Origin of the sequence: Alteripontixanthobacter muriae (assembly GCF_013336795.1) — a bacterium.
GTDB classification, from domain to species: Bacteria; Pseudomonadota; Alphaproteobacteria; order Sphingomonadales; family Sphingomonadaceae; genus Pseudopontixanthobacter; species Pseudopontixanthobacter muriae.
On the sequence record NZ_JAAFZT010000011.1, the window covers coordinates 1 to 11,558 of the forward strand.

12 protein-coding genes are annotated in these 11,558 nt (G+C 56.5%); 8 read left to right on the forward strand and 4 right to left on the reverse strand.

The genetic code is table 11. The annotated features are described in order from the left end of the window. A partial coding sequence (locus tag G7A66_RS14070; RefSeq protein WP_174294303.1) for a transposase occupies window positions 1-205 on the reverse strand: 205 nt, incomplete at its 3' end. 519 nt (window positions 206-724) lie between these two features. Here G7A66_RS14070 and G7A66_RS03350 point away from each other — a divergent pair. The 8 genes from G7A66_RS03350 (at window position 725) to G7A66_RS03385 (ending at window position 8,504) form a co-directional block, all read left to right on the forward strand. After that, entirely contained in the window at window positions 725-1,090 is a 366-nt protein-coding gene (locus G7A66_RS03350; protein ID WP_174294304.1) for a cupin domain-containing protein, read from the forward strand. A 293-nt stretch (window positions 1,091-1,383) separates the two neighbouring features. Continuing rightward, a complete protein-coding gene (locus G7A66_RS03355) occupies window positions 1,384-2,448 on the forward strand; it encodes a methyltransferase domain-containing protein (RefSeq protein WP_174294305.1) in 1,065 nt (354 codons plus the stop codon). A gap of 135 nt (window positions 2,449-2,583) precedes the next feature. After that, the gene (locus G7A66_RS03360; RefSeq protein WP_174294306.1) at window positions 2,584-3,972 is read left to right on the forward strand and encodes an FAD-binding oxidoreductase; all 1,389 of its coding nucleotides are present in this window, start codon (window positions 2,584-2,586) and stop codon (window positions 3,970-3,972) included. A gap of 700 nt (window positions 3,973-4,672) precedes the next feature. After that, a complete protein-coding gene (locus tag G7A66_RS14075; RefSeq protein WP_232366616.1) occupies window positions 4,673-5,191 on the forward strand; it encodes a PEPxxWA-CTERM sorting domain-containing protein in 519 nt (172 codons plus the stop codon). Window positions 5,192-5,510: 319 nt separating this feature from the next. Beyond that, entirely contained in the window at window positions 5,511-6,110 is a 600-nt protein-coding gene (locus G7A66_RS03370) for a PEPxxWA-CTERM sorting domain-containing protein (RefSeq protein WP_174294307.1), read from the forward strand. Between the two features lie 119 nt (window positions 6,111-6,229). Next, entirely contained in the window at window positions 6,230-6,946 is a 717-nt protein-coding gene (locus G7A66_RS03375) for an IS6 family transposase (protein ID WP_174294308.1), read from the forward strand. A 192-nt stretch (window positions 6,947-7,138) separates the two neighbouring features. Beyond that, on the forward strand, window positions 7,139-7,327 hold the full coding sequence (locus G7A66_RS03380) for a hypothetical protein (RefSeq protein ID WP_174294309.1): 189 nt from the start codon (window positions 7,139-7,141) through the stop codon (window positions 7,325-7,327). A gap of 751 nt (window positions 7,328-8,078) precedes the next feature. Continuing rightward, the gene (locus G7A66_RS03385; protein WP_174294313.1) at window positions 8,079-8,504 is read left to right on the forward strand and encodes a DUF1810 domain-containing protein; all 426 of its coding nucleotides are present in this window, start codon (window positions 8,079-8,081) and stop codon (window positions 8,502-8,504) included. A gap of 49 nt (window positions 8,505-8,553) precedes the next feature. Here the strand turns inward: G7A66_RS03385 and terL are convergent, their stop codons facing one another. The 3 genes from terL to G7A66_RS03400 form a co-directional block, all read right to left on the reverse strand. After that, window positions 8,554-9,993 carry a phage terminase large subunit gene (terL, locus tag G7A66_RS03390; protein WP_174294310.1) on the reverse strand — a complete coding sequence of 480 codons (1,440 nt, stop codon included), beginning with the start codon at window positions 9,991-9,993 and terminating at the stop codon, window positions 8,554-8,556. Further along, on the reverse strand, window positions 9,980-10,459 hold the full coding sequence (locus G7A66_RS03395; protein ID WP_174294311.1) for a DUF5681 domain-containing protein: 480 nt from the start codon (window positions 10,457-10,459) through the stop codon (window positions 9,980-9,982). Before G7A66_RS03395 ends, terL begins: the two co-directional genes overlap by 14 nt. Before the next feature lies 1 nt (window position 10,460). Further along, on the reverse strand, window positions 10,461-11,558 hold a 1,098-nt coding region (locus tag G7A66_RS03400), incomplete at its 5' end, for a DNA-methyltransferase (protein WP_206675049.1).

An 11,558-nucleotide genomic window follows, 5' to 3' on the forward strand; every position in this document is an offset into this window, starting at 1 on the left:
GGTTCTCAAGGCGGAGGCGTTCATTCTCACGCGCCAAATCTGCCTGCGGCGCTGAAACCAGATCACTGGGCCGATACTGAGATACCCACTTGCCCAGCGTCGACCTCCCTATCCCCAAATCCGATGCAACCCGGTCGCGCGGCAACCCGCTGGTCAGTGCGATCCGCACCGCCTCCTGCTTGAACTCTTCTGTATGCTTGATCATCTCGTCGGTCTCCTGTTGCGAGCTCTAATCGCTCAGGTGACCGGCGCAAAACCGTTACAAGTCCAGTTTCGATCCGCTGCGTTTTCAAGCGATGATGCTGATGAGACCTTCTTGAGAGATGGCCTGCAGTGTCAAGGTGTAGCTTCATAAGGGAGTATGGATGCCGCGGCGTGGACCGGAAGAGCAGGCAGAAGCCTCATATGTCGACGCGGCGTGGTGAAAGTGCGGTGGCTTGGATGCGACCTAACCGAGCGACGGCTTTCAGGACCGCTCCGCGGTCGCGGGAATGACCGAAATTCGGGCGCAAAGCTGACCGGGAGAAATTGGGCCTTGAGCAGACAGTCCGGTTGTGGCGAAGTGAACGTGCTTAGCTGCCATTCAACTATCGACAACATAGCGGACCCCCTGAACGCGAGAAGCTGCCCGTGAGGCGGCGCAGCCACGGCGACCCTGTCGCTTACAATTCTAGTGTAAACGGAGCATGGTGCCTCCGGTGGTCGCGCACGAGGAGATGCGGCTATGACCACAGAGATAGAAGTTCGCCGGTTCGATGCGCCTGATGACCGACTGGATATGAAGAAATCCGGTGGCATCTCGATCTTGAAGACGTGCAACGGTAACGCTGGCATGCACGCCATATTCGAACCTGGATGGACATGGGAGAAGGACGAGAAACCATTGTTGGGATCGCCCGACACGTGCCCTATGCATCATACAGGCTATTGCATGAGCGGCAATCTGGTCGTGCGAATGGTCGAAGCCGACGTCGAGACCCGCATCGCTACAGGCGATTTCTTCGAGATACCACCAGGGCACGACGCATACGTCGATGGAGACGAGCGGGTCGAGCTAATCCTCTTTAGCCCTCCAGAACATAGCCACTAGGCTCTTGGGAGAAGGGCGGAGATGCGCAAATCGCGTTTTCGCATGTGAAAAGCGCCACAACTTGCTTTTGTTGGGGATCGCTGCCGGTTTGTAGTGAGTACTATCAGACGAGTTCTGCCCGATCCGGTCCCGAGTAGACCGAGGCGCGTGGGCCGACATGCTTGACAAGAGGAGCAGGCAGGCAGAGCCTCACGACTGAGTCACACGACAGCACAAGCATTGGGTCGCTCTCGATGGTCGCTGCCCTGATGCTCAGGCGCGGGCTTCCGTCACTGTAAAAGCGGAGCGCCACAATGACTGAACCCAACTCAGATACCCTCAACCTCCTCGTGGGCAAGATGCTCGGCGATTTGGGAGGTGCATTCAGTGTGCCCACCGTCCGCATCGGAATCCGGCTGGGTCTCTTTGGCTCCCTTCATGCGGACGGACCGGCAACAGCAACAGAACTGGCGGAGCGACTGGGGCTCGCCGAGCGATACGTGCGGGAGTGGTCGATGGCACAGGCTGCCAATGGCTATATCCAGTTCGATCCCGCGACGGAAAGGTTCAGCCTCTCGCCCGAGCAGGCGATGGTATTCGCGATCAAGGACAGCCCGGTCTACCTGGAGGGAGCTTTCGAACTTGCGGCTGCAATGATCGAAGGCGAACCAAAGGTCGAGCAAGGCTTCCGAACCGGAGAGGGGGTTGCCTGGGGTGAAAGCGCAGGGTGCCTCTTCTGTGCGGTGGGTGCGTTCTTCCGACCCGGCTACGTCAACGGCATTGTGCAGGCATGGCTCCCTGCCTTGGAAGGTATGATGCCGCGCTTGGAATCAGGAGCAAAGGTCGCGGACATTGGGTGCGGCGTCGGCTTTTCCACTTTGGTCATGGCCGAGGCCTTCCCGAACAGCGAGTTCATTGGTTACGACTTCCACAAGCCGTCGATTGAGCAGGCAAATGCTCATGCAGCCGCTCACGGGTTAGCCGGCAGGGTCAGCTTCGAAACCGCTCCCGCGAAGGAGATCGCGGAACGCGACTTCGACCTGATCACCATGTTCGATTGCCTGCACGACATGGGCGATCCTCGCGGATGCGCGGAGCACATGCGTAGGCTTCTGAAGGAAGATGGCTCCTGGATGATAGTGGAGCCGATTGCCGGGAACAGCCCGGCTGAAAATATCGGAAATCCGGTCAGCCGGCTCTACTACAACGCCTCCACCATGGTCTGTGTGCCAACTTCTTTGGCGCAGGAGGTCGGCGAGGCACTCGGCGCACAGGCAGGCCAGGAGAAGCTGACTCAAGTGCTCACTGGTGCCGGCTTTGGGAGTGTGCGGAGGGCCACCGAAGGTCCGTTCAACATGGTTCTCGAAGCGCGGCTGTAGGAGCGCACCGCCTCCTGCCGTTTTCCTGACCTCCAGAAAGAACAGAAAGCCTGGGGCTTTGGGTACGAGCTTTATCCTGCACGAGAAGGCGCTCTGTCCAACACAAGCCCCTCCAGACCATAAGGATATTCGAAGATGGCAGCGACAAATACGATTCAGCAACTTGCCGAGCGGATCAGCGGACATCTGGTCCAACCGAAAGACGACCAGTATGACGAAGCTCGCGGTATTTGGAACGGGATGATCGACCGCAGACCGGCAGCGATAGCTTTCTGCAATCACACTTCCGACGTCGTCCAAGCCCTGCGTTTCGCGCGGGAGAACAAGCTGCCATTCTCGATCCGCTGCGGCGGCCATGGTGTGTCCGGCAACTCACTGGTTGATGACGGGCTCGTGATTGATCTCTCATGCATGCGTTCGGTGGTGGTTGATCCTCAAAAGCGACGAGCAATAGTCGGAGGCGGGGCGCAGCTAGGCGACTTCGACCGCGAGACGCAGGTTCATGGGCTTGCGGCAACCGCGGGTGTAGACCCCTCCACAGGTGTTGCTGGCCTGACTCTCGGCGGAGGGACGGGGTTTCTGGCGAGGAAACTTGGTTTGACCATCGACAGCCTTGTGGGCGCGAAGGTGGTTTTGGCGAACGGCTCTATCGTGAGGGCAAACGCGACTGAGCACCCGGACCTGTTCTGGGCCCTTCGCGGAGGTGGCGGCAACTTTGGGATCATCACTGAGTTCGAGTTTGCACTTCACCCGATCGGCCCTGAAGTGATGAGCATACAGGTTTTCTATCCATACAAAGCAGCACGTGAGGTCCTCAGATTCTATCGGGACTTTATGGCGAACGCGCCGGAAGAAGTCGGCTGCTACGTGCTGCTCGTGCCAGTGCCTGCGGTTGAACCGTTCCCCCCTGAACAGCACGGCAAGACCGCAGTGGCGCTTGCTGGCTGCTACGCCGGTGACCTCGAGGAGGGAAGAAGGGCGCTAGAGCCACTTACAAGCATAGCGGACCCGCTGCTCGCCGTTCTGGAGCCAGTGCACTATGTTGACCTGCAATCCAGCTTCAAGGATGCAGCTCCGCATGGAGAGCGCTACTACTGGAAGTCGCACTTCATCGAAGACATCACGGAGGAGCTCCTCGATCTTGTCGTCGAACGAACTGAAGCGCTCCCAGGCCACCTATCCAGCTGCTTCTTCGAGCCTCAAGGGGGAGCGGTGAACCGGATTGACCCCAAAGCCACTGCTTATCCTCACCGGCAGGCCCTCTACTCCATCAGCATGTCTTCCGGCTGGAGTGACCCGGCTGATGATCACGCAAACATTGCCTGGACCCGTTCGTTCTACGACGCGGTTGCGCCGCACAGTACTGGAGGAGTTTACTCCAACTACATGGACTTCGATGAAGTGGATCGCGTGCAAAGTGCCTACGGCGAGAACTTCGATCGCTTACGCCGCGTCAAGGCTGAGTACGACCCCAACAATGTGTTCAGGCTGAACCAGAACATCAAACCCGCGACGGGAGCCTAGTTTCTCTCCAGTTTGAGCGAGTGCATGGCACCCCGTATGAGTTGGCAATGTCCCACCTTTGTGGAAGGAGCAAGGACCTCACTATGGCCAACTTTGAGCGGCTCGCGATGACATTCCTGCCTGTCGGCAAACGACCCCAAAGCTGCGCGATGGTAATTAGATAAGCTTTTGCTCTGGATTAGAAACGGACCAGAACCCTTCCGTCACTAACTGCACCGTTGCGAGCGGGCGCCCGTCCTCAGCTAAATACACAGGCCGGTTCTTCGGAATAGAATCCTGTACCATCAGAAGCGCCGATGCAGCGTTTGCAGCCTCGAATTCAACTTTTTTGGGGCACCATGCCAGTCCTCCCCGAGTGCCTTATCCTGTAGGTGTGATCACGCTGATTGTTGTTTGCAGCCTTCATAGCAGTATTGCCTCCCGAGGCGCGGAAACCATTGTCCCAGAAGCAAGGATGAGCGTCGCTAGCCTAGGTTAATCGCAGACTTACCATTGCGCATCGAGTATCAGCGGAGCGAGGAGCATTCTCCTGCCACTGACAGCCTTAGTTTCCTGCGCATGAGCGGTCGGGCAGCGGTTCTGTCCCAGATACGGACGGGTCTATCAGAACCTCCCTTCACCCTGTGTTAATCATGCAAGAACCTCGGAGCGTGGTCGACCAACACTGGTACGAGCGGTCGCTGCACAAGGAGAAGAAAAAATGCGGAAAGCTTTTTTACGAGCCTCGATTGCAGGAGCGCTGGCGCTGTGGAGCAGTAATGCACTGGCGGCAACAGTCGTTGAAACATATCAGTTTTCTGCGACAACCGACGGTCCAATCACAAGCCACTCTGGTACTTTCTCCTTTTCCTATGATAATGAAGCCGCTTTCGACCCAACGTTGCTATCAATCGACTTCTCTCTAGGCGACTTTATTTTTGACGCATCCAACACCGGTATCGTGGCTGAGGGAGAAGGATTTCTCCTTGGTGCAAGCACCCCAAACGGTATAAGACCCGGAACTAACGATTTTATACTTCTGAAAACGAGCAGGACGTTTTTTCTGTATACCGTTCCCGGTTTCGGTTTCGCGGAAGATAGAAACCCTCAACTCGAACTCGTTTCCGGCGCAGTTCCCGAACCATCCACATGGGCAATGATGCTGCTCGGTTTTGGCTTTATTGGCGGCGCAATGCGTTCTGCTAAGCGCAGGCAGAAGATGAACGTTTCTTACGCCTGATTACTTTCTGTAGGCCGGGCAAGAGCGGCTCCGGTGGGAACATTGGCGGCGCGTTACTTTGGCGAAAAGCGGTTATTGATTCTAAATTAGAACGTTCGCAAACCGATGGTAAATCGACCTCAGCGACAGGATCGTCGCCTCGCTCAATAATCAAAGCCGATGGGCGAGCGTGTGAGTATATGTTCATGCTGTTGCCGGCACCGAGTTGGCTTTTGCTTTTGTTAGCCCGCCATGTTAACTTCCCATCAGGGTCAAGCCAACTGGAGATGAATGGGCGCACTATAGTGGGTCCGTGTCATATACTTGATAGGGGCACTACATGATAAAATCGATCGCTGCTCTAACAGCCGCTGTGGTTACCTTCGCCGCTGTGCCAGTCCACGCCGCAGTGGTGTTCGATGAGGCCGTAAGCGGAGATATCGATGTTGCGACCGCATCCGTTGATAGTCTTGGTCAACCAACACGGACTTTTGTTTCTTTAGCTCCTGGAACTAACTTATTCTCGGGTAGCCTGTCTTCTGGAGGCGGCGGAGACCCTTCTGACTTTATACCATTCGAAATCTTGGCAGGTCAAACAGCGACTAGTCTGAGTGTTTTGATAAATAATTCCGTGATCAACAGCGGAACGCAAATCTTTTTAAGCAGCACTTCTTTTTCTAATGGTGATTTCTTTATCGATCAGCCGCTAGGGGATTTCTCTACAGCGCTTCCAAATTTGGGGCCGGGAACATATGGCTTATTGCTTGGCAACGGAGTGGTTGTCCTTGATTATGATGTCGAGTTTGAAGTAGCAGGAGCGCCTCTTGCCGCAGTACCAGAACCCACTACTTGGGCGATGATGCTGCTCGGGTTCGGCTTCATTGGTGGCGCAATGCGTTCCGCCAAGCGCAGGCAGAAGATGGCCGTTTCTTGCGCCTAAACTCCTGTTCGTTCAATCAGAGCGCCGCTGGTGGGAACGCTGGCGGCGTTTTGCTGTTCAGGAGGCACTGTCAGAGCAAATGCACCTGCTGATAAGGGTTGAGCGGGCAGGGCGATACGATGCCACGTCCAAAGAAGCCAGCCAGCCCATTCCGCTACTTCAATTCATCGCCGGAGGTGATCCGGCTCGTCGTGATGATGTACGTCCGCTTTCCGCTGTCGTTGCACAGTGTGGAAGACCTGCTGGCTGAGCGCGGGATTGACTTATGCCACGAGACCGTGCGGCAATGGTGGAACAGGTTCGGCCCGCTATTCGCTGCTGACATCCGCCGTCAGCGGGTCAGCCGGATGCGGGGTTTTCGCCAGTGGCAGTGGCACCTCGATGAGGTCTACGTGAAGATCAACGGTGAGATGCACTACCTGTGGCGGGCAGTGGATCCGGAAGGCGAGATCCTCGAGAGCTATGTCACGAAGACGCGAGACAAGGCAGCAGCTCTCAGGTTTATGAAGAAGGCACTCAAGCGCAACGGCTCACCCGTCATCATCACCACTGATGGTCTGCGCTCCTACAAGGCAGTGATGAGCGAGCTTGGCTGTGAGGATAAGCAGGAGATAGGTCGCTGGGCCAACAACAGGGTGGAGAACTCCCACCTTTCGTTCCGACGACGAGAGCGAGCGATGCTGCGGTTTAGGCAAATGAAGGCGCTACAGAAGTTCGCCTCCGTTCATGCCAACGTCCACAATCACTTCAACTCCGAACGCCACCTGATCGATAGAGAAACTTACAAGACCCGCCGCTCGGCCGCCCTGACCGAGTGGCAGAACCTCATGGCCTGAGCCATGCCGAAGAAGGGGAGAGCTCTGCCGATCGGAGACAAGTTGCGATTAGACTGACAGCACCCGATGAGACCCAAACCCCCTTAAATCACAACCTCTAATGCGTGCCATAAGTGCTGACGGGGAACAGACGCAAAAATGCGTCTGACGAGCGCTTGGCAGGATTGAAGGTGATCTGTTACTCTCTAGCTCATGGATGAGCCTACCATCATCGAAAGGGCATTCGCGCTCGCTGAATCGGGGGAGTATCGTAGGGTCGCAGACATTCGCCAGCAGTTGAAGGCTGAGCAATTCAGCCAAGTGGAAGCGCATCTCGCTGGTCCGTCCATAAAACGCCAGCTTATAGACATCTGTGCAAAGACCCGCAGTCCGGAGAAGTGATCGGGATCTCAGCCTGCGACTCCAGACAGCTAATCGGGTCCTTCTTGATCGACGGAGCACTAAACGAGCGTGAGTTTCTTCAGGCATTCGCCCAAGCACGAGGCTGGACTTCAAAGCCTGAGAGCTGAAAAGCCGTTTTTCATCTGTGGCCGGCCATAAGGATGCCGGCGGTGCCTCAAGAGGTCTTGTAGGCATTCAGATGCTGCCGCATGTCGCGCCTCTCGGTGCGACCCTTTTCGCTGCGCGCGCGGTGGGCGGGGGCGAGGCCGGAATCGCGAACCGAAGTTCGCCGATGAAGAAGACCGGAGAGCCCTTCATCATCAGGTTGCGCTCGGTGCAACGCAGAAACACAGCAGTTCCGCCCGCATCGCTTTGCACTGTAAAGCGCTTTATCTGCCTTATCGATCCAATCGGTTCCGCTACAGCCGTGATTGGGCGAGGAGGAAAATGTGCGTGAACTGACGGGCCGGGACAAATAGTAGACGCAGCGCCGCTAACTCGCTTCGTCCGCTTTCAGGTGAAGGAACTAGGCCGCTAGCTGGCCGTCCCGATCAAGAGCTGGAAAGCCGATGCGACCCTCTGCCATTGGCATTCGACGGCTCAGAAAAGGCTCCAGGCCTGTCGAATTTCGGCGTACGAGCATCTAAGGAACCTCTTTGTGGCCAGCCCATTACAGAGCATGGATATTCAACGCGAGCAACGCAAACTTCGCTTGAGCAAAGCGTCTCGCGTAACGTCAGTCACGAGCGTCATGCAGCACGATCGATTTGACCTTCAGCGATTTGTTGATGCGCAGGAGGAGATTTACCTTTCTGCGCTAAGTGAGATCCGGAAAGGCGCAAAGCGCGGTCACTGGATGTGGTTCATATTCCCACAAGCTGCGGGACTAGGTCGCAGCGAGATGGCTCGGTATTTCGCAATTGGTTCGCTGGAAGAAGCAGCGGCCTATCTGGCGCACCCTCTTCTTGGGGCGCGATTGAGCGAGTGCGTGGAAGCTTTACAGGATCTCACGAAACTGACTGCAGAGCAGGTCTTCGGAGAGGTAGACGCACTCAAGCTGAGATCTTCGCTAACCCTGTTCTCAGTAGCCGGGGGCGGTTCGGTCTTTGATGCCGCGTTAGCGAGGTGGTTCGGCGCCCCGGACGTTCGAACGCTGGAGGCCTTCAACCGCGTCTGAGCAGACGCTTCAGTATATGAAATTTGATGAGCGATGAAAGAATAGCAGTTCAACGCAATCGCCGCGCTTGATCTGCCTTTATCAGCAATTCACCTGTGTCGACTGCCGCCAGGAACTGGACGACGCTATCAATCTGATCGTCATGCTTTCCGTGCGGAAAAGCGCCGAGTTCATCCTCGAATGCGCTTAACCAGGGGGCCTTCCTCGGCAACCAAACCTCGCCTCGCTGGAACTTGGGAGATTGTTTTGACGCGCGGTCCTGCTTCGACCCTTCCGGGCGAAGGGTTTGCAACCAAAGCTTTCCTCCCTTGTTGCGAACATTTTGCCATAGACTGATACCTGACCCCGCTTTCTCCACGATCACCAGTGCTGCGCGCCACTTCTTGCGTTGATCATAGACAGCCTGCTCAAGGGCATAGAACTCCAGCTTTTTACGGAATACGTCCAGCAGGTAGTAACGTTTACCCGAAAGCGCCCAGGTGGTGCACACGCTGTAATCATGCTGCTCTTCGATGTCGTAGGCAGTATCCCAGCTCTGGAAGATATCTTGGATCTGGTGTGGAGGAGGAGTCTCGTCGTACCTTTGCAGCCACTCCATCTTGAACAAAGCGCCTCCGGGCGGAAGTGGACGCTGATTGTACTGCGCCTCGAAGTCACGCTTGCCCATCTCTGCGCGCAATCGGGCAATTTCTTCTTCGCCGATGCGGTCTTCGTGCAGGAGGTGTCCAGCAGGCCTCTCGAGGGTGATACCTGCGACATCAATCGTCCGGTTCTGCCATTCGATGAGCGGTAGCTCAAGCAGGGACCAGGACGTACCGCTCTGGCGAAGGTAGCCACACAGATCCTCTTGATGCAGGCGCTGAGCAATCACGATGATACGCCCGCGCTTCGGATCATCAAGACGGCTTGCAGCAGTCCCGCCGTACCACTTTATTGCTCTGTCGCGCGCAACTTCGGAAGAGCCATCAGCTGCCTTGATCGGATCATCGATTATGAGGAGGTTGCCTCCGAGGCCGGTAAGGGTGCCTCCGACAGAGGTCGCCCTGCGTCTTCCACCACGCGTAGTTGCTATAACTTCCTGGTTGCACTTCTTGGGATCGATATGCGTGTGTGGAAACACGCTGCGGTACCAGTCTGTCTGCATCAGTTTCCGGCACTCGAAAGCAAATTCTTCCGCAAGCTTCTGGGCGTAAGAAGCGCAAATAATCTTCTCCTGCGGATCTCGCCCAAGAAGCCAGGCGGGCAGGCAAACGCTGGCGAGGAAGCTTTTCATCGAGCGCGGCGGCATCGTGATCATCAGCCTTTTTGTGTCTCCCAGTGTAGCCTCGACCAGCTGCTGGGCGATCACTCCGATGTGCCAGTTATGCTGGTATCCGCCGCCATGCAGTTCTTCGAAAGCGCGGACGGCGAAGAAAAGGAAATCCTTTCGAGCCAGTGCGCGCATGTCCGGCAGGAAACGGCGAAGATCTGGCTGTTCAGCGAGCAGCATTTCCGTCCTCCTCGCCTGAGTTCAGGAAGTCGTAGAAATCAAGGTATGCACGTAGCGCCACTATATCAGCGGACATCTGTTCCGCGGTCAGATCGGGTGGATCTTCCCTCGGTTCGTGCCGTTCGACCAAGCTTAAAAATGTGCTGGCTGCCTTGAGGTCGCCTGCGCTTGCCTTGTTGGCGATCTGGTGGACTGCCAGCGCAACTTTGCTCATCTTCTTGCTCTTGCCGCCAATGAGTACCGAGCTCTTGAGCGAGGCAGCCTGGTTGACGATCGTCCCGAGGTTTTGCGAACCCTTTCTGCGGCCTTTGCCAGCCCTGTTGCCTTTCTTGAAGCGACTGTGCAGCGGCGGCTTGTTCTTGCCCACCTTGTACTCGCTATCAGCACTCCCGCTGGCGTCCACGTGATCCGGCCCTTCCGAGCTGGCTTCCCGCCCGAAGTGCTCCTCCTCAGTATCCTCGACCATCTCAGTTATCTCCCTCTGCAAGGGATGCCGCCGGATCAGACTTGCTGCTTCGTCTCGCGGCAACTTCGCTGAAGGTCTCGCCGGTCTCCACGAGCACCGCTTCACCGCCGGTCAGGCGCTGCCAGCGTTGAACCGATACATCTACGAACCCCGGTTCAAGTTCGATGCCGCGGCAGGATCTGCCGGTCTTGTCTGCAGCGATCAGTGTCGTTCCACTGCCGAGAAATGCGTCCAGGATCATGTCCCCTCGGGCGGTCACGTCCAGAATGGCATCTACGCAGAGTTCGACCGGCTTCGGTGTTGCATGCGAGGCCAGCATCTCATTGGCAGAGGAGCCCTTGCGGTTCGCTCCAGGTGCAAGCCAGACGTTCTGGCGGTCGCGCCCGTGCCGGCCCAGCTCGACATTGTTGACCCTTGGCTTCTCACCCTTACAGAATACCGCCACCAGTTCGTGTGCAGATCTGTACAGTGCTCCCATGGCACCTGACTGCTTGTACCAGACTGCCAAATTGACGAGCTTGAGCTTGGCGGCAAAACCGGCGGCATAAACCCGATGAATGCTGCGCCAGTCCATGAACAGGAACAGCACCGCACCAGAAACGACGTTTTCGTTCAGACGGGTCAAGACCTTGTCCAGGAAAGCCTGCCATTCCTGCTCATTCAGTTCGCCAGAAGCCATGGCGAACTCATCGTGGACCTTCTTGCCAAGCCCACTCACATTTCCCTGTATCTTCACGTTGTAGGGAGGATCAGTCAGCACCGCCTGCGCCTGCCCATCCAAAAGAAGAGCCTCATAGGTTGCCGCCTCAAGAGCGTCTCCGCAGATGACGCGGTGTTCGTCCATTTTCCAGATGTCGCCTATGCAGCTCACCGGATCCCTCGGAGGATCATCCACTTGATCGTCGGCTCCGGTTTCCGGAACAGCTTTCACATCGTCGAGCAGGATGATGTCTCTCTCCTGATCGCTGAACCCGATGGACGACAGATCAAGATCATGGACTTGTAACGTTTTTGCGCCGGTCACCTGAGCGATTAGAGCTCGCAACAGGAGACCGACGAGATGATCAAGCATACAGAAGAGTTCAAGCAGGAGGCGGTG

Excerpts from the sequence above, each read along its gene's own strand:
- G7A66_RS03355 (WP_174294305.1), top strand. The coding sequence starts at position 1,384 with ATGACTGAACCCAACTCAGATACCCTCAACCTCCTCGTGGGCAAGATG.
- G7A66_RS03370 (WP_174294307.1), top strand. The coding sequence starts at position 5,511 with ATGATAAAATCGATCGCTGCTCTAACAGCCGCTGTGGTTACCTTCGCC.
- G7A66_RS03395 (WP_174294311.1), bottom strand. The coding sequence starts at position 10,459 with ATGGTCGAGGATACTGAGGAGGAGCACTTCGGGCGGGAAGCCAGCTCG.
- G7A66_RS03350 (WP_174294304.1), top strand. The coding sequence starts at position 725 with ATGACCACAGAGATAGAAGTTCGCCGGTTCGATGCGCCTGATGACCGA.
- terL (WP_174294310.1), bottom strand. The coding sequence starts at position 9,993 with ATGCTGCTCGCTGAACAGCCAGATCTTCGCCGTTTCCTGCCGGACATG.
- G7A66_RS03385 (WP_174294313.1), top strand. The coding sequence starts at position 8,079 with ATGCAGCACGATCGATTTGACCTTCAGCGATTTGTTGATGCGCAGGAG.
- G7A66_RS03375 (WP_174294308.1), top strand. The coding sequence starts at position 6,230 with ATGCCACGTCCAAAGAAGCCAGCCAGCCCATTCCGCTACTTCAATTCA.
- G7A66_RS14075 (WP_232366616.1), top strand. The coding sequence starts at position 4,673 with ATGCGGAAAGCTTTTTTACGAGCCTCGATTGCAGGAGCGCTGGCGCTG.
- G7A66_RS03380 (WP_174294309.1), top strand. The coding sequence starts at position 7,139 with ATGGATGAGCCTACCATCATCGAAAGGGCATTCGCGCTCGCTGAATCG.
- G7A66_RS03360 (WP_174294306.1), top strand. The coding sequence starts at position 2,584 with ATGGCAGCGACAAATACGATTCAGCAACTTGCCGAGCGGATCAGCGGA.